Genomic DNA, 25276 nt, shown 5'->3' on the forward strand with positions numbered 1-25276 from the left:
TCGACGACGGAGCCGGCGCGATCACCGCCCCGCGCTCTCCGGCTCGAGCACCCCTGACGGCGTCCCGAGCGTCCTGCGCACGGGCGTGCCTCCAGCCCACTCCCCCGCGCCTCCCGGCCCGATCCCAGCAGCCGGGAGCGAGACTGTTCTTCCGCCGTCGTCGCCGCCCCCGCCCGACGACCGACGAGAGGAGCACCGTGACCCGGTCGCTCACCCGCCTCACCCTCGCCATCAGCGTGCCCTACGTGGTCGCGCTCGCAGCCATCGCCTTCTGGCCGACGCCCGTCGATGCGGGAGTGCGGGGGGATCTCGGCCGGGTGACCTCCTGGTTCGCCCGGCACGGCCTCCCGATGGTCGACTACGCGTTCATCGAGTCGACCGCCAACATCGCCCTGTTCGTGCCCCTGGGGCTGCTCCTGGCCCTCAACCTGCGGCTCCGGAGGGCGTGGGTCGCTGTGGCCGTCGGCGCCGTCGTGAGCTCGCTGATCGAGGCGGGCCAGCTGCTCTTCCTCTCGGCGCGCTTCGCGACCGTCGACGACGTCGTGATGAACACCTCCGGCGCGCTTCTCGGCGCGGTCGCCGGCGTCCTGCTCCGGATGGTCGTCCGCGCACGACGACGCCGGAGGGCGGCGGAGTGGGACGACGCCTTCGCGCACATCCCCCTCCGCGGCACCTCCGGCGTGGTGGCGGATCAGCCGAGCCGCGTCCGCTGAGACGACGGCTCCGCCGCGTCAGCGGCCGAGGCCGCGGTACTCCCAGCCGGCAGCACGCCAGGCGGCGGGGTCGAGGCAGTTGCGACCGTCGACGAGGAAGGTGTTGGCCACCTTCGCCGCCGTGGCCGCGGGGTCGAGGGCGCGGAACTGCTTCCACTCCGTCACGACGACCACGGCGTCGGCACCGGCCAGCGCCTCGTCGACGTCGGTCGTGTAGGTGATCTCGGGGTAGCGGCGGCGCGAGTTCTCGATCGCCTCGGGGTCGGTCGCGACCACGGTCGCACCGAGGTCGTGCAGGCGAGCGGCGACGTCGAGCGACGGCGAGTCGCGGATGTCGTCCGACTCCGGCTTGAACGCCAGACCGAGCACCGCGATGCGGCGGCCCTCGACGGAGCCGCCCAGGCCCTCGGTGACGAGGTCGACGACGCGCTGACGGCGACGCAGGTTGATCGCGTCGACCTCTTTGAGGAAGGCGACGGACTCGCCGACGCCGAGCTCGTCGGCGCGGGCAGAGAAGGCGCGGATGTCCTTCGGGAGGCAGCCGCCTCCGAAGCCGATGCCCGCGTTCAGGAAGCGGCGGCCGATCCGCACGTCGTAGCCGATCGCGTCGGCGAGCTGCGTGACGTCCGCGCCGGTGACCTCCGCGATCTCGGCGATCGCGTTGATGAACGAGATCTTGGTCGCGAGGAAGGCGTTGGCCGAGACCTTCACCAGCTCGGCGGTGGCGTAGTCGGTGACCACGAGCGGGGTCTCGGCCGCGAGCGCCGTCGCGTAGACCTCGTCGAGGGTCGCCTTCGCCGCTGCTCCGGCCTCGCCCGCGGGCACGCCGTAGACGAGCCGGTCGGGGCTGATCGTGTCCTTGACCGCGAAGCCCTCGCGGAGGAACTCGGGGTTCCAGGCGAGGGTCGCACCGGAGGAGGCGATGCGGTCGGCCAGGCGGGCGGCGGTGCCGACGGGGACGGTCGACTTGCCGACGACGAGGGAGTCCGCCTCGAGGTAGGGCAGGAGACCGTCGATCGCCGAGTCGACGTAGGTCATGTCCGCGGCGTTCTCGCCCGGCTTCTGCGGGGTGCCGACGGCGACGAAGTGCACGGCCGCACCGGCGGCGTCGGCCATGTCGGTCGAGAAGCGCAGGCGCCCGGAGGCGACGCCGGAGGACAGCAGCTCCGGGAGGCCGGGCTCGAAGAACGGCGCGGTGCCGGCGGCCAGGGCGTCGATCTTCTTCTGGTCGACGTCGATGCCGATGACGTCGTGGCCGAGCTCGGCCATGGCGGCAGCGTGGACGGCACCGAGGTAGCCGCAGCCGATGACAGAAAGCTTCACAGGGGTTCTCCGAATCGTGGCGGGTTCGTGTCGCGGTCGCGACGGTGAGGAGGAGCGATGCGATGCGGCGAGGCGTCAGCGCGCCCGCGGACGCGCGACTACCGCCGCGCCAATGCTCTCAGATCGCGGGAGACGTCGGCGACAGCCGCCGCGATCTGCGCCGCCACGCGCTCGTGCACGGCCTCGCTGCGGCCGATCGGGTCCTCGATGTCGTCGCCGCCCTCGCCCCGCGGGGCGCGCCCGCGGTGGGCGGCGGCGAGCCGCACGACGGCGCGGAGCCGCGCGGCGGGGTCCTCGACCGTCGGCAGCGGCACCTCCCGCAGCACGAACGGCAGCACGCGGGCGAACTCGAGCAGCGTGAAGCCGCGGAGGAGGAGCGACGGGAAGCGCCGGGAGGCGTCGACCAGGTGGTCGCGCGTCATCGTGAGCAGGAGGTCGGCGTCGCCGACGATCGCGTCGCCGAGCACCGCGCTCGTGTGCGCGGCCGGGTCTCCCCCGTGCTGAGCCGAGAAGCGGGCCGAGACCGGGTCCATCGGCAGTCCGTCGCGCGTCCTCACTCCGGCGCTCGTGAACGCGAAGAGCGGACCTCCCGCGGGTGATGTCGCGTCGGCGAGTGCGGCGCGCAGCAGCTGCTCCGCCATCGGCGACCGGCAGATGTTGCCGGTGCAGACCGAGAGCACGGTGAAGACGGGGGCGGCGGAGGCGGCGACCGGTTCGTCCGGTCGCCAGCTCCGGCGGGCGGGGCGGGCGGAGTCGTCTCCCGGGAAGATCATCGCGGGGCGCTCAGGCCGAGGTCGACGCGGGCTCGGGCTCGACGGCCGTGTCCGGGCGGGCACCCGATCGCTCGGAGCCGTAGTAGCTCGTGTAGTAGTAGCCGTAGCCCCGGCCGACCTGGCCGCGCGCGGGCACGCGGTTGAGGATCACGCCGAGGGTGTGGCCGCTGACCCGCTCGATGTTCTGGATCGCCTTGCCCAGCTCGTCGGTCGTCGTCCTGCCCGCGGAGATGACCACGAGCGCGCCGTCGGTGCGGGCGGTGAGGATGGCGCCGTCCGTGACGGGCAGGAGCGGCGGCGCATCGACGATCACGATGGCCTCGCGAGCGATCTCGTGCAGGAGGATGTCCATGCCGTTGGAGCCGAGCAGCTCGGACGGGTTCGGCGGGATCGACCCGGCTCCGAGCACCCAGAGGTTGCCGGACGGGCCCCACGGCTGCAGGACGTCCTGCAGTTCCGCCTTGCCGATCAGCAGGTCGGTCAGGCCGACGCCGGGAACGAGGCCGAACGACTTGGCGACGGTGGGCTTGCGGAGGTCGCCATCGACGACGACGGTCCGCTGGCCGGAGGCGGCGAGCGTCACCGCGAGGTTCGCGGTCACCGTCGACTTGCCGTCCGAGGGCAGCGGGCTCGTCACGACGATGATGCGCGGCGGGCTGTCGATGTTCATGAACTGCAGGTTCGTGCGGAGCTCGCGCAGCGCCTCGGCGAGTGCGTGCTTGCCGTCGGCCTTGATGTAGTCGGTCGTGTCGGCCTCGGGGACGATGCGGTTGGTCTCGCTGAGGCGCTTGTCGACGGGGAGGGTGCCGACCACGGGGAGGTCGAACAGGCGCTCGACCATCTCGGCGGTGCGGATGCGCCGGTCCAGCGTGTTGCGGACGAACGCGTAGACGAGACCGAGGACGAGGCCCGCGAGCGCGCCGACCGCGAGGACGAGGCGCAGGTTCGGGAACGCCGGCGAGGACGGGAGCGCCGCGGCCTGCAGAACGGTGAGGGAGACCGTGTCGCCGACGCCCGTCTCCTGGTTGACCTGCTGCACCTTGGTGGCGATGGCCGCGACCCAGGCGTCGGCGAGCTTCTGCGCGCCCTCGGGGGTGGAGGCGGTGGCGCTGACCTTCATCACCGGGGCGACCGTGTCGGCCTGCACCGTGATCGCCGAGATCAGCGTGGCGGGCGAGACGTCGAGGCCGAGGCTGTCGATCGCGATCTGCGCCACGTCGCGCGAGGTGGCGATCGGGACGTACGTGGCGAGGCTCGACTTGGCGACGGACTGCGCGATCTGCTGCGTGTAGATCGCCTGGCTGTCGTCGGCACCGGTGGTGGCGACGGAGACCAGGCCCTGCGAGTCGGCGACGTACCGCGGCTTCTGCGTCAGCGACCAGCCGAAGGCGACGAGAGTGCCGAGGAGGATCGCCGCGACGATCGGGATCCAGTGGTCGCGCAGCAGCCGGAGGACGTCTCGAAGTTCCACAGAGTCAGATTTCCTTCGCTGGTACGGATCACGCGGCGGGCGCCGGCGACGGGTTCTTCCGAATTCTGACACAGCGCTTCCGCGCCCTCGGCGCCAGGCGCGTCAACCGTGCCACCTGTCGGGGGTGGGCTCCGGCGGAGTCCCTCTCGTGATCACTCCGAGGCCCTCGAGCTCGACGACCGCCGACTCGACGACCGCCTCCGCATCGACGCCGGCGGGCGGCGGGCCCGCCTCCTCGAGCACCGCGGCGACGAGACCGGGCAGATCGGAGCCCCGGCCGGCGTGGCGCCAGATCGTCGGGCCGATGCCGGACAGGCGCACGAGGGTGCCGCCGCAGAACACGAGCAGCTGGCCGTCGGCGAGCTCCACCGCGTCGTCCGCAGGGGTGCGCAGGACGGTGCCGGGCAGGGCCTCGCCCACAGGGTCGAGCTGCACGGAGACCACGTCGGACCAGGCGGACGGGGCCTCGGCGCCGAGGGACGCGAAGACCTCCTCGACCAGGTGCACCACGCTCGCGGCCTCGGAGTAGACCAGTCGCCGGACGCCGCCCAGCGCCGAGAGGGTGCGGACGAGATCGGCGATCGGCCGCGGTCGGGCCGAGAGGTACGAGGTCTGCGGCACCAGATCCTCGATCGCGTCGACCGGGTCGACGTGCTCGAGGAAGGGCGTCCCGACGCCGTCGCGGCGCTCGAGCAGGAGGACGCCCGCCAGACGCAGGGGCGCCTCCGGGACCGGTCGGAGGGCGAGCGACCCGGGGGCCAGCTGCGCCTTCGGCGCCGATCCGGTCAGCGGCTTCACCGACAGCGGCTTGGGATAGGGCAGGACGCGCCCCTCCGGGGTCACGCCGACCGTCTCGTCGGTGACGTAGCCGAAGCGGGACCCGAGCGTCCGGGCGATGGTGGTCTTGCCGGTCCCGGAGGCGGCGACGAAGGCCAGCACGCGGCCGGACTCGTCGGAGATCCCGCAGGCGTGGAGCATCAGCAGGTCGGCGCGCCGGGCGCCGATCGCCTCGAGGGTCAGGGTCGAGGTCAGGGACTCCTCGAGCTGCGCGAGCGTGGCGCTCGAGACCCGGGGCGAGCCGTCGACCGGGACGGAGGGATCGTGCCCCACCTCGGCGAGGACGTCGCGTGCTCCCGCGTCGGGCTCGGACGCGCAGGCGGCCCAGCTGTCGGCGATCCGCGCCGCGTCCTCGTCGCCGACGCCGCGTCCGAAGACCACGCGGAACGGGGTCTCGAGGACCGAGACGGACAGGGTGCGGGGCTCGGCGCCCCTCCCCCCGGCGATCAGTACGCCCCGTCGCGGGCGAGGACGGCGCGCGCGGTCTTGAAGAGGATGACGATGTCGCCGGTCATCGACCAGTTCTCGACGTAGTACAGGTCGAGGCGGACGGTGTCCTCCCACGAGAGGTTCGAGCGTCCGCTGACCTGCCAGAGCCCGGTGATGCCCGGCTTCATCAGGAAGCGGCGGTGCACGTGCTCCTCGTACTGCTCGACCTCGCGGGCCAGCGGCGGGCGGGGGCCGATCAGGGACATGTCGCCGCGGAAGACGTTCAGGAACTGGGGCAGCTCGTCGAGGCTGAAGCGCCGGAGGATCGCGCCCACCCGGGTGACGCGCGGGTCCTTCGCCATCTTGAAGAGGATCGAGTTCCCCTCCGCACGCTGCTGCGACGCGAGAGCCGCCAGTCGCGCCTCCGCGTCGACGACCATCGAGCGGAACTTCAGCATCTCGAAGGTCGCGCCGTTCAGACCGATGCGCTCCTGCCGGAAGAGCACGGGCCCGGGGCTGGTGACCTTGACCAGCACGGCGACGACGACGAGCACCGGCGCGCTGAGGATGATCAGCATGGTCGACGCGAGGATGTCGAAGAGGCGCTTGGCGAACCGCTGGCGGCCGTCGAAGCGCGGGGTCTCGACGTGGATCAGCGGAAGGCCCGCGACGGGGCGGGTGTGGATGCGCGGACCGCCGATGTCGGTGAGGCTCGGCGCCACGACGAGGTGCTCGCGCCCGGGCTCGAGCGTCCAGCTCAGCTCGCGGATCCGCTGCGGCGCCAGCTCGTCGGAGCTCGTGACGACCACCGTGTCGGCGCCGGTGGCGTCCATCACGGCGCGGACGCCGTCGATCCCGGTGAACCCGTGGACCGCGAGGCCCGAGAGCTCCTGCTCGCTCCGCAGCGCGTCCGCACCGCCGACCGAGGTCGAGACGGCGCCGACGAGCTTGTAGCCGGCCTCGGTGCCGCGGCGCAACTCGCGTGCGGTGTGCAGGACGCTCGCGCGGGAGCCGAGGAGCACGACCTGGCTCGAGAAGCGGCCCGCCCGGCGCTGCCGGGTGAGCCAGGAGCGCCAGACCAGGCGGCCGACGCAGATCAGCACGATCCCGGCGGGGAACGCCGTGATGATGTAGCCGCGCGCGAGCAGGATCTGGAGCAGGTAGGCGATGATCGCGACGATGCCGAAGAGCCAGATGGAGGCGTCGACGACGCGGCGGTACTCGACGTAGCCGGTGCCGACGATCCGGCGGTCGCGCGTGTCGAAGACCTGGAGGGCGAGGAGCCAGCCGACCGACAGGGCGACGGACACCCAGGTGTAGCTGACCGCGATGTCGGCGGGGTTCTTGAACCCCAGGTCCGAGTTCAGGTTCAGGTCGAACCAGAAGAGCTGCGTGCCGAAGACGGAGAGGACGATCGCGACGACGTCCGTGATGAGCAGCCGTCGCCGGTAGTCCTGCTCCCACGACGGCCGACGCCTCAGCGGTGCCCCTTGCGCCGTCATCGTTTCCCCCGACCTTTCCTGCTGCTTCGAAAGGCGTAATTCCGTTTCCGGTGTTGTCACGTCGTCAGGCTACCCACTTCCTCGTTTCGGAGGGGTGTCGCGCCGGTGAGGAACGCTCGACCGGTCACCCGCGGAGCCGGCCGCGGCTCTCCTGGAGGTAGCACGCGCCGCACAGCGACTCGTAGGTGACCGCCGTTCCGTCGATCGCGACCTGATCGCCGTCGAACACGAAGCGGCCGTCCACGACGCGCCCGTTGAAGATCGCTTTGCGCCCGCACCGGCAGATCGTCTTCAGCTCCTCGAGGCTGTGGGCGATCTCCAGGAGCCGCCTGCTTCCCGGGAACGCGGCGGTGCGGAAGTCCGTGCGGATGCCGTACGCCAGGACGGGCACGTTCTCGAGGATGGCGATCCGGAGCAGATCGTCGACGTGCGACTCCGGCAGGAACTGCGCCTCGTCGACGAGCAGAGCACTCACGTCGCGCTTCGACTCGGCCAGCACGCGGGCCCGGGCGGCGGTGAAGACGGCCACCGGGTCCCCGTCGGGTTCGAACAGGATGTCCACCGGACGGGTCACGCCGAGCCGCGACACGATCAGCTCCTCGCCCTTCGTGTCGACGGCCGGCTTGGCCAGCAGCACCCGGTGCCCGCGCTCCTCGTAGTTGTGCGCGGCCTGCAGGAGCGACGTGCTCTTCCCGCTGTTCATCGCTCCGTAGCGGAAGTACAGCTTGGCCATCAGGTCTCCTCGGGGCGGGTCCGGAGGCGGGGCCCCCGGGGTGAGCAGGGGCCGGTCACGGGAGGAACCCGTCCTCGCCGGCGCGGCGGATCAGATCGGCCCGGCGGCTCGCGGGCCTGCCGACGGCGACGTACTTGCGGCGCACGCGCTGCAGGTAGGTCTTCGCGGTCTCGAACTGCACGTTCATCTTGGCGGCGACCTCGGGGGTGCTCGATCCGGACGCGTAGAGGCGCAGCGCCTCCAGCTCGCCGGCGCTGAGCCGTGGGCGCTGCTGCGCCGCGACTCCGGACGGCAGGGGCCGCCACTGCGCGGACGAGACGTCGGCAGAGCGCATCTCGAGAGCGGCGCGGGTCTGCTCCATCACCTCGGCGAGCGGGCGCGACTTCGCCAGGTGCCGCACCGCTCCGGCCTTCAGGGCGCGCTCGCGGACCTCGTCGTCCTCGCTCGCGGAGAGCGCCACGACCGCGGCTCCGGCCGCCCGGCAGGTCCGGATCCGCGCCTGGATCGAGATCGGCTCGCGCAGCTCGACGTCCATCACGACCACCTGGGTGGGGAAGACATCGCTCGTCACCAGGTCGTGCCAGGTGGAAGCGGCCACGACGACCTCGAAGTCCGGGGCGTGGGTGCGGATCCACGCGCTCGTCGCCGCGAGCAGGTCCTCGCGCGGGTCGAGCAGGCCGAGCCGGACCGCACGGGGTGCCGCGTCGCGGGCGCTCCGGGCGGAGGAGCCCGAGGGCTCACCGGAGCGGGTGACCATGCGGACGATCCTAGCCGCGGCCGGGCCCGCCCCCGGCTCAGAACAGCGTCGGCTGCCCGACGCCCGGCAGGATCGCGGCGCGCTCCGGCCCGAGCTCCCCGACCAGCAGCCCGTCGTGCTGGAGGGAGCGCCGCTCGCCGCCGAGGGTCCGCAGCGTCCCGAGCGAACCGAGGGCGGAGGACTTGACGGAGCCGGTGGCCGGGTCCTCCTCGCCGCGCTCGAGCCCGTGCGCGCGCATCAGCGGGCGGATGCGCGCCGAGAGCCAGCGCCGGTACTCGAGAGGCGCGTAGGCGTCGCGGCCCGGGTAGAGCGCTCGGTACTTGTCGACCAGCTCGGGGTGCTCCTGCCCGAGCCACTGCAGGAACCACTCCTTCACCCCGGGCTTGAGGTAGAGGGTCGAGTACATGATCGTGCTGGCGCCCGCCTCGCGGCAGGCCCGGAGCGACTCGTCGAGGTGCGCCCGGGTGTCGGTGAGGAACGGCAGGATCGGCATCAGGAACACCGAGCAGTCGAAGCCGGCCTCCCGTGCCGCGGTGACCGTCGCCAGCCTGGCCGCCGCGGTCGGCGCACCCGGCTCGACGGAGCGCTGGAGGCCCTCGTCGTAGACGGCGATCGACACTCCGAGGTCGACCGGGACGTGCTCGGCGGCCTCGCGGAGCAGCGGCAGGTCTCGCCGCAGCAGCGAGCCCTTCGTGAGGATCGAGATCGGGGTGCCCGAGGCGGCGAGCGCGGCGATGATGCCCGGCATCAGCCGGTAGCGGCCCTCGGCGCGCTGGTACGGATCGGTGTTGGTGCCGAGTGCCACGGGGTGCCGCTCCCAGCTCGGCTTCGCGAGCTCCCGGGTGAGGACCTCGGCGACGTTCACCTTCACGACGATCTGCGAGTCGAAGTCGCGGCCGCCGTCGAACTCGAGGTACTCGTGCGTGGGCCGGGCGAAGCAGTAGGTGCAGGCGTGGGTACAGCCGCGCATCGGGTTGATGCTCCAGCCGAACGGCATCTTCGAGGAGGTGTGCACGCGGTTGAGCGCCGACTTCGCGAGCACCTCGTAGAAGGTGATGCCCTCGAACTCCGGCGTGCGCACCGTCCGCACCAGGTCGGTGAGCTTGACGAGGCCGGGCAGGGCGGCCTCGTCGGCCGTGCCGATCGACTGCCCGCTCCACCTCATGGAGCCATTAGAACATACGTTCGAGCGCGTCGCAGCCGATCAGACCGAGGCGGACAGCTCCAGCGTCTCGGCGGTCGCGGTGACCGTCTGCTCGGCCTTCTCGGGCGCGTCGTTGAGGGTCGAGCCGTAGCTCGGCACCAGCGCGCGGATCCGCGGCTCCCAGGCCTTCATCCGGTCGGGGAAGCACTTCTGCACGATGTCGAGCATGATCGGCACGGCGGTCGAGGCTCCGGGCGAGGCGCCGAGCAGGCCGGCGATCGTGCCGTCCCCTCCGGTGATGACCTCGGTTCCGAACTGCAGCACGCCGCCCTTCTTCTCGTCCTTCTTCATCACCTGGACGCGCTGGCCGGCGGTGATCAGGTACCAGTCCTCGTCGCGGGCGGTGGGCAGGAACTCGCGCAGGGCCTTCATCTTCTTGCCACGGCCGGCGAGCACCTCGCCGATCAGGTACTTCATCAGGTCGAGGTTGTCGCGGGCGACCGCGAGCATCGGGCCGATGTTGTGCGGCCGGATCGACAGGGGCAGGTCGAGCCACGAGCCCCGCTTCAGGAACTTGGGCGTGAAGCCCGCGTAGGGGCCGAAGAGGAGGGACGATTCGCCGTCGACGACGCGCGCATCGAGGTGCGGCACCGACATCGGGGGCGCGCCGACGGCGGCCTTGCCGTAGACCTTCGCCTTGTGCCGGGCGACCAGCTCGGGGTTGTCGGTGCGGAGGAACTGCCCCGAGATCGGGAAGCCTCCGAAGCCCTTGATCTCGGGGATGCCCGACTTCTGCAGGAGGTGCAGCGCACCGCCGCCGGCGCCGACGAAGACGAAGCGGGCGGTCACCGACTGGGGCGTGCCTCCGACGACCTGCTTGAGGTCGAGGCGCCAGGTGCCGTCCTTCTGCCGGGTGATGTCGGTGACCTCGCGGCCGGTGTCGAGCGTGCCGCCGTGGGCGACGACGTGGTCGAACAGCTGGTGGGTCAGCGAGCCGAAGTCGACGTCGGTGCCGGCCGGCATGCGCGTCGCCGCGTAGGGGCCGCCGCCGGCGGGACGCTGCTCCATCAGCAGGGGCGCCCACTCGTGGATGGTCTTGACGCTCTCGGTGAACTCGATGCCGGCGAACAGCGGCTGGTCCTTGAGGGCCTCGTAGCGCTTCCGGAGGTACTCGACGTTGGCCTCGCCGTGCACGAAGGTCATGTGCGGCGCCGGGTTGATGAAGCTGGAGGGCTCGCGGATGTCGCCGGACTCCACCAGGCTCGACCAGAACTGGCGCGAGATCTGGAACTGCTCGTTGATCTGGATCGCCTTGGCCGGGTCGACGGAGCCGTCGGCCGCCTCGGGCATGTAGTTCAGCTCGCAGAGGGCCGCGTGACCGGTGCCCGCGTTGTTCCACGGGTTCGACGACTCCTGCGCGACGTCGCCGAGGCGCTCGTAGGCGGCGATCGTCCAGTCGGGCTGCAGCTGGGTGATGAGGGCGCCGAGCGTGGCGCTCATGATGCCCCCACCGATGAGGGCGACGTCGACCGGTTCCGAGGAGTTCACGAGAGTCGAGTTTACGCTCGCCCGCGGACGCCGCGGCCGGGAGGGGACCCGCTCCCCCATCAAATTCGCGGCTTTTCCACCCGGAGGGGGCCGGAGCGCTCGGCGCCGGCCCCGTCCACGCCGGTCAGGACACGGGCTGCTTGGCCGCGATGAGCTCGGCGATCTGCACGGCGTTCAGGGCCGCGCCCTTGCGGAGGTTGTCGTTGCTGATGAAGAGCGCGAGGCCGCGTCCCTCCGGGGCGCCCTCGTCGGCGCGGATGCGGCCGACGAAGCTCGGGTCCTTGCCCGCGGCCTCCAGCGGAGTCGGCACCTCGCGCAGCACGACGCCGGGCGCGTCGGCCAGCAGCTCGCGAGCACGCTCGGGGCTGAGGGCGGAGGCGAACTCGGCGTTGACGGAGAGCGAGTGGCCGGTGAACACGGGGACGCGCACGCAGGTGCCCGAGACCAGCAGCTCCGGGAGCTCGAGGATGCGGCGGCTCTCGTTGCGGAGCTTCTTCTCCTCGTCGGTCTCGTTCGAGCCGTCCTCGACCAGGCTCCCCGCGAAGGGGATGACGTCGAAGGCGATCGGGGCGACGTACTTGTCCGGCGCGGGGAAGTCGACCGCCGAGCCGTCGTGCACCAGGTCGAGCAGGTGCTCGTCGGCGACGGCGGCGCGGACCTGGCCGGCCAGCTCGTTCGCTCCGGCCAGCCCGCTGCCGGACACGGCCTGGTAGGTGCTGACGATCAGGCGCGTGAGCCCCGCCTCGCGGTCGAGGACCTTGAGGATCGGCATCGCGGCCATCGTGGTGCAGTTGGGGTTGGCGATGATGCCCTTGACCGCCTGGTCGATGGCGTGGGGGTTCACCTCGCTGACGACCAGCGGGACCTCGGGGTCCATCCGCCAGGCGCTGGAGTTGTCGATCACGGTGACGCCGGCCGCGGCGAAGCGGGGCGCCTGCGCGCGCGATCCCGTGGCTCCGGCCGAGAACAGGGCGATGTCGAGCCCCGACGGATCGGCGGTCTCCACGTCCTCGACCACGACGTCCTCGCCGCGGAACGGCAGCGTCGTGCCCGCCGAGCGGGCGGTGGCGAAGAAGCGGATGGACGCGATCGGGAAGTCGCGCTCCTCGAGGAGGCGGCGCATCACCTTCCCGACCTGGCCGGTCGCGCCGACGACGCCCACGTGGAGGGGGGTGCTGCTCATGCTGTGCTCTTTCGTCCGTGCGGCGCGCGGGCCGCTCGTGGCGGGGGGATCGAGGGAGAGGGTACCGGTCGGTCCGGCCGCTCGGGAGGAACGGCCGGATCGCGAGGGTGTCCGGCCGTCAGCGGCCGGTGCCGGCGTAGACGACGGCCTCGTCCTCGGCGTCGAGCCCGAAGGCGGTGTGCACGACGCGCAGAGCCTCGTTCACGGTGTCGGCGCGGGTGACGACCGAGATGCGGATCTCGCTCGTGGAGATCATCTCGATGTTGATCCCGGCCTCGTAGAGGGAGCGGAACAGCTTCGCGGAGACGCCGGCGTTGGTGCGCATCCCGGCGCCCACGAGCGCGAGCTTGGCGATCTGGTCGTCGTACTGCAGGGACTCGAAGCCGACCTCGTCCTTCTCGGCGTTGAGAGCCATGAGGACCGTCTGGCCGTCGGCCTTGGGCAGGGTGAACGAGATGTCGGTGCGGGCGGTGGCCGCAGCCGACACGTTCTGCACGATCATGTCGATGTTGGAGCCGGTCTTGGCCACGATCGTGAAGATCTGCGCGGCCTTGCCCGGGATGTCGGGGACTCCGACGACGGTGATCTTCGCCTCGTTCAGGTCGGCGGCGACTCCGGCGATGATGGGCTCTTCCACGGCTTGTCCGTTCTGCTCGGCGCCGGAGGTCTCGGCGTTGTAGACGATGGTGCCCTCGTTGGGGCTGAAGGAGGAGCGCACGTGGAGCGTGACTCCGTGGCGGCGGGCGAACTCGACGGCGCGGATGTGCAGCACCTTCGCTCCCGCGGCGGCCAGCTCGAGCATCTCCTCGCTGGTGATGCGGTCGAGCTTGCGGGCCTTCTTGACGACCCTCGGGTCGGCGGTGAAGACGCCGTCGACGTCGGTGTAGATCTCGCAGGTGTCGGCGCCGAGTCCTGCGGCGAGCGCGACGGCGGTGGTGTCCGAGCCGCCGCGGCCGAGGGTGGTGATGTCCTTCGTGTCGCGGTTGAAGCCCTGGAAGCCCGCGACGATGACGACGGCGTTCTCGTCGAGCGCCTCGCGGAGGCGGACCGGGGTGATGTCGACGATACGGGCGGCGCCGTGCTGCGCGTCCGTGATCATGCCGGCCTGGCTGCCGGTGAAGGAGCGGGCCTCGAAGCCCATGCTCTTGATCGCCATCGCCAGCAGCGCCATCGAGATGCGCTCGCCCGAGGAGAGCAGCATGTCGAGCTCGCGAGGGGCGGGGATGGGCGTGACCTGGTGGGCGAGCTCGAGCAGGTCGTCGGTGGTGTCGCCCATGGCCGAGACGGCGACGACCACGTCGTTGCCCGCCTGCTTGGTGGCGACGATCCGCTTCGCGACCCGCTTGATGCTCTCCGCGTCGGCGACGGAGGACCCGCCGAACTTCTGGACGATCAGGCTCACGTGCTGCTCCCGTGTCGGTGGCTGGGCCGCCGTCGCGACCCGACGGGCGAGTCTACCGGTCGACCGCATGCCGGAGCGGTCATGCGACTCCGGCGGCCGCGTCAGTTCTCGACGAGCCGGCGGCCCTCGAAGGCGCGGCCGAGGGTGATCTCGTCGGCGTACTCGAGGTCTCCGCCGACGGGCAGCCCGGAGGCCAGACGGGTGATGCGGATGCCGAGGGTGCTGAGCATGCGCGAGAGATAGGTCGCCGTCGCCTCGCCCTCGAGGTTCGGGTCGGTCGCGATGATGACCTCCTGCACCTCGCCGTCCGCGAGCCGCTGCAGCAGCTGGCGGATGCGGAGCTGATCCGGGCCGATGCCGTCGATCGGGCTGATCGCGCCGCCGAGCACGTGGTAGAGCCCGCGGAACTCGCGGGTGCGCTCGATCGCCGGGACGTCCTTCGCCTCCTCCACGACGCAGATGACGGCGCGGCTGCGGCGCGGATCGCGGCAGATCCCGCAGGTCGCCTCCTCCGCCACGTTCCCGCAGATGTCGCAGAAGTGCACACGGCCGCGCAGCTCGAGCAGGATCTCGGCGAGCCGGGTGACGTCGAACGTCTCGGTCTGCAGGATGTGGAACGCGATGCGCTGGGCGGACTTCGGACCGATGCCGGGGAGCCGGCCGAGCTCGTCGATCAGCTCCTGGACGATGCCTTCGTACATGCGGTCGCCTCCTCTCGGGTGGGGCGGCGGGGTCGGGCGCGGCGGCGGGCTCGCCGGGAGGTGCGACGGTCGCCCAGGAATCGGGCATCGGCGGCTCGACCGGCGGCATGTCCTCCTCCGGCGGCTCCTCGTCGAACGGGGGCTCGTCGCCGGCGGGAGCGGCTTCAGCGGCGGCGAGGGGGGCGGCGCGCACCGGCTCGGCGGCCGCGGCGGGGGCCTCCACCGGAGCGGAGGGAGCAGCCGCCTCGGCCGCAGGGGTCGGATCGGCGGGGATCGCCACCGTGGCCCAGCCGTCGGAGCCGGTCGCGGCCGGGATCGGCGCAGCCGGAGCGGGCGCGGCGGTCGCCTCGACGGCGGCGCGTTCGGCCTCCGGGGCGGCTGCGCGAGGCTCGACGCGGGCGATGTACTTCACCCGCAGGCCGAGGACCTGCTGGATCGCCTGACGCAGGTACTCGCTGACTCCGGGCTGCCCCGCGGTTCCCGGCATCTTGAACGACTCGACGTCGTTCTGGCTCGGGAACGAGAGGGTCAGCACGTCGTCCTTGAGGGCGCGCACCTGGGCGGTGTAGGCCACCAGCCAGGCGGTCATCTTCGCCTTCTGCACGACCTCGAGGATCTCGGGCCAGGTGTCCTTCATCCGCTGGAGGGTGACCGCGCCGTCGGCGGGTGCGTCGCCCGCGGCCGCAGCGGGTGCGGAGGCGGCGGCCGCGGAGGCGGCGGCCGCCTCAGTGGACGCAGCGGCCTGATCCGACGGCTCCTGCTCGACCGGCTCCGGACGAGCCGCCGCGGCGGTCGTCGCGCGGGGGCGTCCTGACTCGGCCGGCGCGGACTCGTCCGCCTCCGGGGCGGCCGCCGTCTCGTCGGGCGCCGTCACCGGCGGCGCAGCGACCGGTGCGGACGCCGTCACCGGCGCCTCGGTGCGCGGAGCGGCCGCGATGGACTCGGGCACCGAGCCGGGAGCGGCGGCGTGCGAGGCGTGGTGGGGCTCGGGCGCACGGGACGGCTCGGACGCGCGCGACGCCTCGGACGACCGCGGGGCGGGCGCCGCGGACTCGCGCGGCGCGGCCACGTGCCGCGGGCGCTCCTCCTGGGCCGCAGCGGGCGCGATGCCGGCGCCGGTGCCGTGCACCAGGGTGCGGGCGATCATCAGCTCGAGGTGCAGGCGCGGCGAGGTCGCACCGGTCATCTCGGTGAGGGCCTCGTTGACCACGTCGGCGATGCGCGAGAGCTCGGCCAGGCCGAGCGCGCGCGACTGGCCGGCCATGCGGTCGAGCTCGTCCTGCGAGACGCCGCGGAGCACGGCCGAGGCCGCTCCCCCGGTCGCCGCGACGACGATCAGGTCGCGGAGCTTCTCGAGCAGGTCCTCGACGAAGCGGCGCGGGTCCTGCCCCGTCTGGATGACGCGGTCGACCGCTCCGAACGCCTCGGCGGAGTCGTGCTCGGCGAGCGCGTCGACCACCTCGTCGAGCAGGGCGCCGTGGGTGTAGCCGAGGAGGGCGACGGCCCGCTCGTACTCGACGGTCTCGGCCTCGGAGCCGGCCATCAGCTGGTCGAGCAGGGAGAGCGTGTCGCGGACGGACCCGCCGCCCGCGCGGACCACGAGCGGCAGCACGCCGGCCGCCACGTGCACGCCCTCGCGCTCGCAGAGCTCCTGCGTGTAGTCGAGCATCTGCGCCGGCGGGACGAGCCGGAACGGGTAGTGGTGCGTGCGCGAGCGGATCGTGCCGATGACCTTGTCCGGCTCTGTGGTCGCGAAGATGAACTTCACGTGCTCCGGCGGCTCCTCCACGATCTTGAGCAGCGCGTTGAAGCCCTGCGGCGTGACCATGTGCGCCTCGTCGAGGATGAAGATCTTGAAGCGGTCGCGCGCCGGGGCGAAGATGGCGCGCTCGCGCAGATCGCGCGCGTCGTCGACTCCGTTGTGGCTCGCCGCGTCGATCTCGACCACGTCGAGCGAGCCCTGGCCCTCGCGGCTGAGCTCGACGCAGCTGTCGCAGACGCCGCAGGGGGTGTCGGTCGGGCCCGTCGCGCAGTTGAGGCAGCGGGCGAGGATGCGCGCCGAGGTGGTCTTGCCGCAGCCGCGGGGGCCGCTGAAGAGGTAGGCGTGGTTGACGCGGTTGGTGCGGAGCGCCGTCATGAGCGGATCCGTCACCTGGGACTGGCCGATCATCTCGGCGAACGTCTCGGGCCGGTACCGGCGATACAGGGCTGCTACCACCCGTCAACAGTAGCCGCGACCTCCGACACCGGAGCCGGGACGGCGGAGACCGGAGCGCGCGTAGCCTCGGTCCCGTGCTCCCACCGCCTCCGCTCCCCCGCTTCGACGCGGTCGTGCTCGCCGGCGGACGCGCCTCCCGCCTCGGCGGCGCGGTCAAGCCGCTCCTCCGGCACCGCGAGTCGACGCTCCTCGGCACCGCCCTAGCAGCCGTGCGCGGAGCCGAGCGGAGGGTCGTGGCCGGACCGTCGTCGCTCGCACCGGCCGTCGACGGCGCCGAGCTCGTCCAGGAGGATCCGCCGTTCGGCGGCCCGGTCGCGGGCCTGGCCGCCGCGCTGCCCCTGCTCGACCGCCCGGGCGCTCCGGACTGGGTCGTCGTGCTCGCCGCCGATCTCGTCGCCCCCGCTCCCGCCGTGCACACCCTGCTCGAGGTCGCGTCGAACGCCGTCGAGGCCTCCCTCCTGGCCGTCGACGCGAGCGGCCGAGCCCAGCAGCTCCTCGGCGTGCACCGGCGAGCGGCCCTCGTCGAAGCGCTCACCGCGCTCGGCGATCCCGACGGCTCCTCGGTGCGCGCCCTCCTCCGGGACCTTCCCCCGCGGCTCGTGACGGTGCCCGGAGGGACGACCGACGACGTCGACGCGCCCGCCGACGCGCACCGGCACGGGATCGACCTGCCGGGCCCGTGCGGCGCAGACTGAGCGGATGGACGACACGACCGGCCCCCGCCCCTCCGCCTCCGACGGCGCCCGCCCCACGGAGGAGGTGCTCGCCGGCTGGTGGGCCGAGCTGTGCTCCGCGCTCGGCCTCAACGAGGTCCCGGTGGACCCGGACGCCCTGCTCGCCCTCGCCGGTCGCGCGGCGCACGGAGTGGTCCGGCCGGCGGCTCCGCTGACCACGTTCCTCGCGGGCTACGCGGCGGGCCTGGCCGGGGGCGGCCGGGACGCGCTCGACGCGGCGCTCACGGCCTCGCACCGGGCGGTGGACGAGCGTACGCACGCCTCCTGAGACGCTACTCCACCGGCCTCGATCCGGCACCAGGCCGACGCCGTACGGTTCCCCCGAGTCCCGGTGCCGCGGCTCGGACCGAGAGCGGCGCAGGACTCCCGCGGCCGACTGCGCCGCGGTCGTCCATCTGAAGGAGCCCCGCATGTCAGGCAACAGAGCCGTCGCCTACAAGTCCCCCGGAGTCGTCGAGGTCATCGACATCGACTACCCCACCTTCGAGCTGAAGGACGGACCCGGCGTCAATCCGGCGAACATCGGGCGGAAGCTGCCGCACGGCGCCATCCTCCGCACCGTCTCCACCAACATCTGCGGCTCGGACCAGCACATGGTCCGCGGCCGCACCACCGCTCCGTCGGACCTCGTGCTCGGCCACGAGATCACCGGCGAGGTCGTGGAGGTCGGCCCCGACGTCGAGTTCGTCAAGGTCGGCGACATCGTGTCCGTGCCGTTCAACATCGCCTGCGGCCGCTGCCGCAACTGCAAGGAGCGCAAGACCGGCATCTGCCTCAACGTGAATCCGGACCGCCCGGGCAGCGCGTACGGCTACGTCGACATGGGCGGCTGGGTCGGCGGGCAGGCCGAGTACGTGATGGTCCCCTACGCCGACTGGAACCTCCTGGTGTTCCCGGACCGCGATCAGGCGCTCGAGAAGATCCTCGACCTGACGATGCTCTCGGACATCTTCCCGACGGGCTTCCACGGCGCGGTGACCGCCGGGGTCGGCGTCGGCTCCACGGTCTACGTCGCAGGAGCGGGACCGGTCGGACTCGCCGCGGCGGTCGGAGCGCAGCTGCTCGGAGCGGCCGTCGTGATCGTCGCGGACCTCAACGAGGAGCGTCTGGCGCAGGCGCGCTCCTTCGGCTGCGAGACGGTCGACGTCTCGAAGGGCGATCCGGCCGGCCAGATCGAGCAGATCCTCGGCGTGCCCGAGGTCGACTGCGGAGTGGACGCCGTCGGCTTCGAGGCGCATGGCAACGGCGCCGACTCGGGGAAGGAGGCGCCGGCGACGGTGCTGAACTCGCTGATGTCGATCACCGCGGCGGGCGGCGCCCTCGGCATCCCGGGCCTCTACGTCACGGGCGACCCGGGCGGAGTCGACGAGGCGGCCCAGGAGGGCTCGCTGTCGATCCGCCTCGGGCTCGGCTGGGCGAAGTCGCTGTCCTTCACCACGGGCCAGTGCCCGGTCATGAAGTACAACCGGCAGCTGATGATGGCGATCCTGCACGACCGGGTCCACATCGCCGACGCGGTCCAGGCCACCGCGATCAGCCTGGACGACGCTCCCCGCGGCTACGCCGACTTCGACAAGGGCGCCGCGAAGAAGTTCGTGCTGAACCCGAACGGCTACCTGGGATGATCGACGGGGCGGGTCCTGCCCGGGGCCCGCCCCGAGCCCCGGGAGAATGGACGGGATGAGCGCACACGGGCACGAGGCGACCGACTGGGACGAGGCCAGGCGGATCGTCGGCGAAGCGGTGGCGCGCTCCGGCGTCTCGACAGTCCCCCTCCTCGACGCCCGCGGAGCCGTCCTCGACCGCGCCGTCACCGCCGCCCGGCCGCTCCCCCACTACGACTCCTCGGCCATGGACGGCTGGGCCGTGCGCGGCCCCGGGCCCTGGCCGCTCGAGGACGGCACCGCCGCGCCGATCGTCACCGGAGCCGCCGTGCCCGACTGGAGCGACGCCGTGCTGCCGTCCGAGCAGGGCGTGGTCCGCGACGACCTGCTGACGGCGCGGGCGCCCCTCCCGCCCGGCCGCCACGTCCGGCGCGCGGGCGACGAGGCCGCTTGCGGAGCCGTGCTGGTCGATGCCCGGACCCGCCTCACTCCCGCGCACCTCGCCCTGCTCGCGGTCGCCGGGATCGACGCGCTCGACGTCCGCCCGCCCGCCGCGGTCGACCTGCTCCTCACGGGGGACGAGGTCGACACCGAGGGGATGCCGCCCGCCGGACGGGTGCGCGATGCGTTCACGCCGCTGCTGCCCGCGCTGGTCGAGCTCTCGGGCGGAGCCGTGGGAGAGGTCGTGCGCCGCGGCGACGACGAGGAGGCGATCGCACGGACGCTGCTGGCGGGCACGGCGCCGATCCTCCTCACGACGGGCGGGACCGGGCGCTCCCGGGTGGACACGGTCCGTCGCGCCCTCGATGCGGTGGGCGCGCGCGTCCTCGTCGACGGCGTCGGCATGCGCCCCGGCCACCCGACCATGGCTGCGCTGCTGCCGGGCGGGACGCTGGTGATCGCTCTGCCGGGCAATCCGCTCGCCGCCCTGCTCGCGGCGCTCTCCTTCCTGCCGCCGGCCCTCGACGCGGCGTCGGGCGCCGCTGCCCGACCTCTCGGCCGGGGCGTCCTCGCCGAGCCGCTCGGGCGCGCGGGGACCACGGTGCTCGTGCCCGTCTCCTCCGGCGAGGACGGCTGGCGGGCCTCCGCCGGCATCCGCTCGCACATGCTCACCGGTCTCGCCGCCTCGGAGGCCGTGGCCGTCGTGCCCGCACCGGGAGCGGCAGCGGGCGACTCGGTGCGCCTGCTGCCGCTGCCCTGGTGAGGCCTACGCCGCCGGTTCGAGGCGGATCACGACCGACTTCGAGGTCGGCGTGTTGCTGATCTTCGCGGTCGAGTCCAGCGGTACGAGGACGTTCGTCTCGGGGTAGTAGGCGGCCGCGCAGCCGCGGGGCGTGTCGTACGCCACGACGCGGAACGCCTCCGCCCGCCGCTCGACGCCGTCGGGCCACTCCGAGACCAGGTCGACCATCGCGCCGTCCGCGAAGCCCAGCTCGGCGACGTCGTCGGCGTGGACGAACACCACCCGGCGGCCGTTGTGGATCCCGCGGTAGCGGTCGTCCTTGCCGTAGATCGTGGTGTTGAACTGGTCGTGCGAGCGCAGCGTCTGCAGCAGCAGCCTGCCCTCCGGAACCCGCGGGTACTCGAGCGGATTCGCGGTGAAGCGGGCCAGGCCGGAGGGGGTGTCGAAGCGGCGCGAGTCGCGCGGCGGGTGCGGGAGGACGAAGCCGCCGGGCACGTCGATCCGGGCCTCGAACCCGTCGAAGCCGGGGACGACGTTGGCGATGTGCGAGCGGATGCGGCGGTAGTCGTCGCGCAGTCCCGCCCAGTCGACCCGGGGGACGTTCTCGCGGCCCTCGAGCAGCCGCTCCGCGATCCCCGTGAGGATCGCCACCTCCGAGCGCAGGCCCGGGCTCGGCGGGCGCAGGCGGCCCCGGGAGGCGTGCACGGCGCTCATCGAGTCCTCGACCGTGACCCGCTGCTCGCCCGAGCGCTGCACGTCGGAGTCGGTGCGGCCGAGGGTCGGCAGGATCAGCGCGCGCCGGCCGGTGACCACGTGCGAGCGGTTGAGCTTGGTCGAGACGTGCACGGTGAGGGCGAGCGAGCGCATCGCCGCCTCCGTCACTCCGCTGTCGGGCGTCGCCCGGGCGAAGTTGCCGCCGAGCCCCATGAACACGCGGGCCTTCCCGTCGCGCATCGCCCGGATCGCGGCGACCGTGTCCGTCCCGTGCACCCGGGGGGAGGAGAAGGAGAACTCGCGGTCGAGCGCGTCGTGGAAGGAGTCCGGCATCCGCTCGAAGATGCCCATCGTGCGGTCGCCCTGCACGTTCGAGTGGCCGCGCACCGGGCAGACGCCCGCGCCGGGCTTGCCGATGTTGCCGGTGAGCAGGAGCACGTTGACGACGTCCTTGAGCGTCGCGACCGAGTGCGCGTGCTGCGTGAGGCCCATCGCCCAGCAGACGACGGTGCCCTCGGACGCCGCGATCAGCTCGGCGACGGTGCGGATGCGCGTCTCGTCGATCCCGCTCGCCCGCTCGATCTCGTCCCACTGGACCTCCCGCAGCCCGTGGAGGTACTCGGCGAGGCCGCCGGTGCTCTCGCGGATGAAGGCGTGGTCGAAGACGTCGCCGCGCGCCTCCTCCGCCTCGAGCAGCGCCTTGCCCAGACCCTGGAACAGGGCCTGGTCGCCGCCCAGCCGGACCTGGAGGAAGTGGTCGGCGAGGGCCGTGCCGTCGCCCAGGGTGCCGCGGACGGTCTGCGGGTTCTGGAAGCGGAGCAGCCCCGCCTCCGGCAGCGGATTGACGGCCACGATGGTGCCGCCGGCGCGCTTGGCGCGCTCCAGCGCGGTCAGCATCCGCGGGTGGTTCGTGCCGGGGTTCTGGCCGGCGACGATGATCAGCGGAGCCCGCTCCACGTCGCGCAGGCTCACCGAGCCCTTGCCGATCCCGATCGTCTCGGTGAGGGCGGATCCGCTGGACTCGTGGCACATGTTCGAGCAGTCGGGCAGGTTGTTCGTACCGAAGCCGCGGACCATCAGCTGGTAGACGAAGGCCGACTCGTTCGAGGTCCGGCCGGACGTGTAGAAGATCGCCTCGTCAGGGCTCGCGCAGGCGCGCAGCTCCTCCGCCACGAGGTCGAGCGCCTCGTCCCAGCCCACGGGCCGGTAGTGCGTCGCGCCCTCCTCGAGCAGCATCGGCTCCGTGAGCCGGCCCTGCTGGCCGAGCGCGAAGTCGTCCCACTCCTCCAGCTCCGCGACGGGGTGCGCGGCGAAGAAGGCCGATGTGACGGTGCGGAGCGTGGCCTCCTCGGCGACCGCCTTCGCTCCGTTCTCGCAGAACTCGGCGACGTGGCGCTTGTCGCCCTCCGGCCAGGCGCAGCCCGGGCAGTCGAATCCGGCCTTCTGGTTCACCCGCAGGAGCGTCTCGGCGCTGCGCACCGGACCCATCTGCTTGAGCGAGATCTCGAGGGCGTGGGCGACGCCGGGGATCCCGACGGCGCGTCTCTTCGGCGACCGGACGGAGAGGCGGCTCTCGTCGATCGGACTCTCGCGGGGCTCGGCGTCATCGACCATTCCTGCATCGTACGTCCGCACCCCGGCATCGCTCCCGGTTCCCGGTGGGAGGATGACCTCCACCGCCTGAGGAGACCCATGAGCCGCAGTGTCGCCCGCACCCGCCTGACCGCCGTCCGCGCCGGCGATCCGCCCCGACGCCGCGAGGACGTCCTGGCCGTCGAGGAGCCGCTCGAGATCCGCGTCGGCGGACGGCGCTTCAGCGTGACCATGCGCACACCCGGCGACGACTTCGACCTGGTCGCGGGATTCCTGGTGTCCGAGGGGGTGCTCACCGAGTCGGAGCAGCTCGCGGCGATGCGCTACTGCGCGAGCGGCTCCGAGCCGGGAGAGAACACGTACAACGTGGTCGACGCGAGCGTCCGCGGCGGGCGGGAGGCCGTGCTGCTCGAGCGCGAGCGGTCGGTGTACACGACGAGCTCGTGCGGAGTGTGCGGGCTCGCGTCGCTCGAAGCGGTCGCCACCGACTCGGCGTGGAGCGTCGCGGAGGACGACCTGCGGGTCGAGCGGGAGCTGCTGGTCTCTCTCCCCGATCGGCTCCGCGAGGCGCAGGCGGTGTTCGAGCGGACGGGCGGCGTCCACGCGGCCGGGCTGTTCGACGCGGACGGCTCGCTGCTGGTGCTCCGGGAGGACGTCGGGCGGCACAACGCCGTGGACAAGGTGGTCGGCTGGGGGCTCCGGGAGGGGCGGCTGCCGTTGCGGGGGACGCTGCTGCAGGTATCGGGGCGCGCCTCGTTCGAGCTGGTGCAGAAGGCCGTGATGGCCGGCATCCCCCTGCTCGCCGCGGTCGGTGCCCCGTCGTCGCTGGCGGTGGACCTGGCTCGCGACTCCGGCCTCACCCTGATCGGCTTCAGCCGCGGCTCCGGCTTCAACCTCTACGCGGGCGACGCGCGCCTGCTGCCCTGAGCCGGGGCTCCTCAGCCGGCTCCTGCGGATGGAGCAGCCTGCACAGCGGGCGCATCGAGATCCCCCTCGTACTCGGTGGCTCTCGCCACGCCGCGTCCCGCGGCTACTCGACCAGCGAGGGTCGCCGCGTGTTCGGCAGGGGGCCGCGACCCGGAATCGCGTGCGAGCGATTCAGGGCAGCCTGACAAGACCCGCTCTGCGCAACGCAGGCCCACGAGAAGCCGACCGCGGTCGTGCAGCGGGCCACCGCTGCACGACGAGCGAGCACCGCCGCGTGCCAGCGATTCTGGGCAGCCCGACGTACCCGGCTCTGCGCGATGCAGGCCCACGAGAAGCCGACCGCGGTCGCGCAACGGGCCACCGCCGCACGACGAGCGGGCACCGCCGCGTGCGAGCGATTCAGGGCAGCCCGACAGGACCCGCTCCACGGGAGCCGCCACCCCTGGAAGCCGGCCGCGAGTCGTGTCGCGGCTCCGCCGCTACACGACCGACAAGGACTGCCGGGCGATCTCCAGCTCCTCGTTCGTGGGGATGACGAGGACGGCGACGCGGGAGTCGTCGGTGGAGATGCGGCGGGCGCCGCGGTCGGAGGACGTGTTGCGCTCGGGGTCGAGCTCGATGCCCAGGCCCTCGAGGCCGCGGAGGGCGCCGGCGCGGACGGCGGCGACGTTCTCGCCGACTCCCGCCGTGAACACCACGGCGTCGACGCGGCCCAGCTGGGCGTAGAAGGCCCCGATGTAGTGGCGGAGGCGGTGGTAGTAGACCTCGAGCCCGGCGCGGGCCTGCTCGTCGCCGGCCTCGGCCGCCTCCTGGACGTCGCGCATGTCGCCGCGACCCGTGAGGCCGAGGAGGCCGCTTCGGCGGTTGAGGAGGGTGTCGAGCTCGTCGATCGAGAGGCCCGCCTTGCGGGCCAGGTGGAAGACGACGGCCGGGTCGAGGTCGCCGGAGCGGGTGCCCATCACCAGGCCCTCGAGCGGGGTCATGCCCATCGAGGTCTCGACGGAGACGCCGCCGTCGACGGCGCAGGCGGACGCTCCGTTGCCCAGGTGCAGGACGATCGTCTTCAGGTCGGAGCGGCGGCGGCCGAGGTAGGCGGCGGCGGCCTCCGAGACGAACTTGTGCGAGGTGCCGTGGAAGCCGTAGCGGCGGACGCGGTGCTTCTCGGCGAGTTCGGCGGGCAGCGCGTAGGTCGACGCCTCGGCCGGGATCGTGTGGTGGAAGGCGGTGTCGAAGACGGCGACGTGCGGAACGTCCGGGAAGGCCTTCTGCGCCGCCTCGATGCCCTCGAGGTTGGCGGGGTTGTGCAGCGGGGCGAGGTCGGCGAGGTCCTCGATGTTGATCTTGACCAGGTCGGTGACGACGGTGGGCTCGAAGAAGCGCTTGCCGCCGTGCACGACGCGGTGGCCCACGGCGACGGGAGGGAACTCGTCGAGGCTCGGGCCGTGCTCGCCGAACGCGCGGATCATCGCGTCGAAGCCGGCGGTGTGGTCGGGGATCGGCCCCTCGATCTCGAACGACTCCCCGTCGCGGGTGTGCTTCGTGCGGCCGGTGTCCTCGCCGATCCGCTCGACGAGGCCGCTGGCGAGCGTCTCCTCGGTGGTCATCTCGATGAGCTGGTACTTGAACGACGACGATCCGCTGTTGACGACGAGGACGACGGACATGAGGGGACTCCTGGGGTGATCGGGGTCGAGAAGGTCCGCGCGGCGACGGCTCTGGTGCGCGAGCGCCGGCCCGACCTGCTCGTCGAGGGCCCGATCCAGTACGACGCGGCGGCCGACGCGGCG

General features: G+C 72.7%; 20 protein-coding genes and 2 pseudogenes. 7 read left to right on the forward strand and 15 right to left on the reverse strand.

The window, feature by feature from the left end:
• Positions 1 to 197 precede the first annotated feature (197 nt).
• Complete coding sequence (locus C5C33_RS18895; protein ID WP_258059527.1) at positions 198 to 713, forward strand: VanZ family protein; 516 nt, start codon at positions 198 to 200, stop codon at positions 711 to 713.
• An 18-nt stretch (positions 714 to 731) separates the two neighbouring features.
• Here the strand turns inward: C5C33_RS18895 and C5C33_RS02820 are convergent, their stop codons facing one another.
• From C5C33_RS02820 to C5C33_RS02880, 13 genes and pseudogenes are all read right to left on the reverse strand, one after another.
• Positions 732 to 2036 (reverse strand): UDP-glucose/GDP-mannose dehydrogenase family protein, encoded by a 1305-nt coding sequence (locus tag C5C33_RS02820; RefSeq protein WP_104222179.1) that lies wholly within the window; start codon positions 2034 to 2036, stop codon positions 732 to 734.
• Positions 2037 to 2134: 98 nt separating this feature from the next.
• Positions 2135 to 2809, reverse strand: coding sequence for a low molecular weight phosphatase family protein (locus tag C5C33_RS02825; RefSeq protein ID WP_104227254.1), 675 nt, complete (start codon positions 2807 to 2809; stop codon positions 2135 to 2137).
• A 10-nt stretch (positions 2810 to 2819) separates the two neighbouring features.
• A complete protein-coding gene (locus C5C33_RS02830; protein WP_181027156.1) occupies positions 2820 to 4280 on the reverse strand; it encodes a polysaccharide biosynthesis tyrosine autokinase in 1461 nt (486 codons plus the stop codon).
• 102 nt (positions 4281 to 4382) lie between these two features.
• Entirely contained in the window at positions 4383 to 5498 is a 1116-nt protein-coding gene (locus tag C5C33_RS02835) for a hypothetical protein (RefSeq protein WP_104227255.1), read from the reverse strand.
• Between the two features lie 65 nt (positions 5499 to 5563).
• The gene (locus tag C5C33_RS02840) at positions 5564 to 7048 is read right to left on the reverse strand and encodes a sugar transferase (protein WP_104222171.1); all 1485 of its coding nucleotides are present in this window, start codon (positions 7046 to 7048) and stop codon (positions 5564 to 5566) included.
• Positions 7049 to 7172: 124 nt separating this feature from the next.
• Positions 7173 to 7781, reverse strand: a complete 609-nt coding sequence (locus tag C5C33_RS02845) for a thymidine kinase (RefSeq protein ID WP_104227256.1) — start codon at positions 7779 to 7781, stop codon at positions 7173 to 7175.
• A gap of 55 nt (positions 7782 to 7836) precedes the next feature.
• On the reverse strand, positions 7837 to 8538 hold the full coding sequence (locus C5C33_RS02850; RefSeq protein WP_104260361.1) for a LuxR C-terminal-related transcriptional regulator: 702 nt from the start codon (positions 8536 to 8538) through the stop codon (positions 7837 to 7839).
• A gap of 37 nt (positions 8539 to 8575) precedes the next feature.
• Complete coding sequence (locus C5C33_RS02855; RefSeq protein ID WP_104233745.1) at positions 8576 to 9703, reverse strand: Rv2578c family radical SAM protein; 1128 nt, start codon at positions 9701 to 9703, stop codon at positions 8576 to 8578.
• A 39-nt stretch (positions 9704 to 9742) separates the two neighbouring features.
• The gene (locus C5C33_RS02860) at positions 9743 to 11290 is read right to left on the reverse strand and encodes a malate:quinone oxidoreductase (protein ID WP_104260362.1); all 1548 of its coding nucleotides are present in this window, start codon (positions 11288 to 11290) and stop codon (positions 9743 to 9745) included.
• Positions 11291 to 11354: 64 nt separating this feature from the next.
• Positions 11355 to 12413: an aspartate-semialdehyde dehydrogenase gene (locus tag C5C33_RS02865; RefSeq protein ID WP_104227259.1), complete on the reverse strand. Its 1059-nt coding sequence runs from the start codon at positions 12411 to 12413 to the stop codon at positions 11355 to 11357.
• Between the two features lie 118 nt (positions 12414 to 12531).
• Entirely contained in the window at positions 12532 to 13815 is a 1284-nt protein-coding gene (locus C5C33_RS02870) for an aspartate kinase (RefSeq protein WP_104260372.1), read from the reverse strand.
• A gap of 101 nt (positions 13816 to 13916) precedes the next feature.
• Positions 13917 to 14516, reverse strand: a complete 600-nt coding sequence (gene recR / locus C5C33_RS02875) for a recombination mediator RecR (RefSeq protein WP_104222157.1) — start codon at positions 14514 to 14516, stop codon at positions 13917 to 13919.
• A 316-nt stretch (positions 14517 to 14832) separates the two neighbouring features.
• Positions 14833 to 16734, reverse strand: a pseudogene (locus C5C33_RS02880) (DNA polymerase III subunit gamma and tau); the annotation flags it as partial.
• A gap of 74 nt (positions 16735 to 16808) precedes the next feature.
• Between C5C33_RS02880 and C5C33_RS02885 the strand changes: the two are divergent.
• The 4 genes from C5C33_RS02885 to C5C33_RS02900 all read left to right on the forward strand — a co-directional run bounded on the left by C5C33_RS02885 (position 16809) and on the right by C5C33_RS02900 (position 20276).
• Positions 16809 to 17429 (forward strand): molybdenum cofactor guanylyltransferase, encoded by a 621-nt coding sequence (locus C5C33_RS02885; protein ID WP_258069165.1) that lies wholly within the window; start codon positions 16809 to 16811, stop codon positions 17427 to 17429.
• Between the two features lie 4 nt (positions 17430 to 17433).
• A complete protein-coding gene (locus tag C5C33_RS02890) occupies positions 17434 to 17736 on the forward strand; it encodes a DUF6457 domain-containing protein (RefSeq protein ID WP_219813640.1) in 303 nt (100 codons plus the stop codon).
• A 142-nt stretch (positions 17737 to 17878) separates the two neighbouring features.
• Positions 17879 to 19093, forward strand: a complete 1215-nt coding sequence (gene fdhA / locus C5C33_RS02895) for a formaldehyde dehydrogenase, glutathione-independent (RefSeq protein WP_104225123.1) — start codon at positions 17879 to 17881, stop codon at positions 19091 to 19093.
• 55 nt (positions 19094 to 19148) lie between these two features.
• Positions 19149 to 20276, forward strand: a complete 1128-nt coding sequence (locus C5C33_RS02900) for a molybdopterin molybdotransferase MoeA (RefSeq protein WP_181136176.1) — start codon at positions 19149 to 19151, stop codon at positions 20274 to 20276.
• Positions 20277 to 20279: 3 nt separating this feature from the next.
• Here the strand turns inward: C5C33_RS02900 and C5C33_RS02905 are convergent, their stop codons facing one another.
• The gene (locus tag C5C33_RS02905) at positions 20280 to 22583 is read right to left on the reverse strand and encodes an FdhF/YdeP family oxidoreductase (protein WP_104260364.1); all 2304 of its coding nucleotides are present in this window, start codon (positions 22581 to 22583) and stop codon (positions 20280 to 20282) included.
• 78 nt (positions 22584 to 22661) lie between these two features.
• On the opposite strand from C5C33_RS02905, the gene fdhD reads away from it, so the two are divergent.
• Entirely contained in the window at positions 22662 to 23489 is an 828-nt protein-coding gene (fdhD, locus tag C5C33_RS02910) for a formate dehydrogenase accessory sulfurtransferase FdhD (protein WP_104227459.1), read from the forward strand.
• A 479-nt stretch (positions 23490 to 23968) separates the two neighbouring features.
• On the opposite strand, the gene C5C33_RS02915 is transcribed toward fdhD, so the two are convergent.
• Complete coding sequence (locus tag C5C33_RS02915) at positions 23969 to 25153, reverse strand: acetate/propionate family kinase (protein ID WP_104227458.1); 1185 nt, start codon at positions 25151 to 25153, stop codon at positions 23969 to 23971.
• Positions 25154 to 25177: 24 nt separating this feature from the next.
• On the opposite strand from C5C33_RS02915, the pseudogene C5C33_RS18165 reads away from it, so the two are divergent.
• Positions 25178 to 25276: pseudogene (locus tag C5C33_RS18165) on the forward strand (phosphate acyltransferase); the annotation flags it as partial.

The organism is Rathayibacter sp. AY1H3, from assembly GCF_002932015.1.

Bases quoted from the DNA above. Each gene is read 5' to 3' on its own strand.
- C5C33_RS02865 (WP_104227259.1), bottom strand. From the start codon at position 12,413: ATGAGCAGCACCCCCCTCCACGTGGGCGTCGTCGGCGCGACCGGCCAG.
- C5C33_RS02855 (WP_104233745.1), bottom strand. From the start codon at position 9,703: ATGAGGTGGAGCGGGCAGTCGATCGGCACGGCCGACGAGGCCGCCCTG.
- recR (WP_104222157.1), bottom strand. From the start codon at position 14,516: ATGTACGAAGGCATCGTCCAGGAGCTGATCGACGAGCTCGGCCGGCTC.
- C5C33_RS02890 (WP_219813640.1), top strand. From the start codon at position 17,434: ATGGACGACACGACCGGCCCCCGCCCCTCCGCCTCCGACGGCGCCCGC.
- fdhD (WP_104227459.1), top strand. From the start codon at position 22,662: ATGAGCCGCAGTGTCGCCCGCACCCGCCTGACCGCCGTCCGCGCCGGC.
- C5C33_RS02915 (WP_104227458.1), bottom strand. From the start codon at position 25,153: ATGTCCGTCGTCCTCGTCGTCAACAGCGGATCGTCGTCGTTCAAGTAC.
- C5C33_RS02860 (WP_104260362.1), bottom strand. From the start codon at position 11,290: ATGGGGGAGCGGGTCCCCTCCCGGCCGCGGCGTCCGCGGGCGAGCGTA.
- C5C33_RS02905 (WP_104260364.1), bottom strand. From the start codon at position 22,583: ATGGTCGATGACGCCGAGCCCCGCGAGAGTCCGATCGACGAGAGCCGC.
- C5C33_RS02900 (WP_181136176.1), top strand. From the start codon at position 19,149: ATGAGCGCACACGGGCACGAGGCGACCGACTGGGACGAGGCCAGGCGG.
- C5C33_RS02840 (WP_104222171.1), bottom strand. From the start codon at position 7,048: ATGACGGCGCAAGGGGCACCGCTGAGGCGTCGGCCGTCGTGGGAGCAG.
- C5C33_RS02845 (WP_104227256.1), bottom strand. From the start codon at position 7,781: ATGGCCAAGCTGTACTTCCGCTACGGAGCGATGAACAGCGGGAAGAGC.
- fdhA (WP_104225123.1), top strand. From the start codon at position 17,879: ATGTCAGGCAACAGAGCCGTCGCCTACAAGTCCCCCGGAGTCGTCGAG.
- C5C33_RS02850 (WP_104260361.1), bottom strand. From the start codon at position 8,538: ATGGTCACCCGCTCCGGTGAGCCCTCGGGCTCCTCCGCCCGGAGCGCC.
- C5C33_RS02825 (WP_104227254.1), bottom strand. From the start codon at position 2,809: ATGATCTTCCCGGGAGACGACTCCGCCCGCCCCGCCCGCCGGAGCTGG.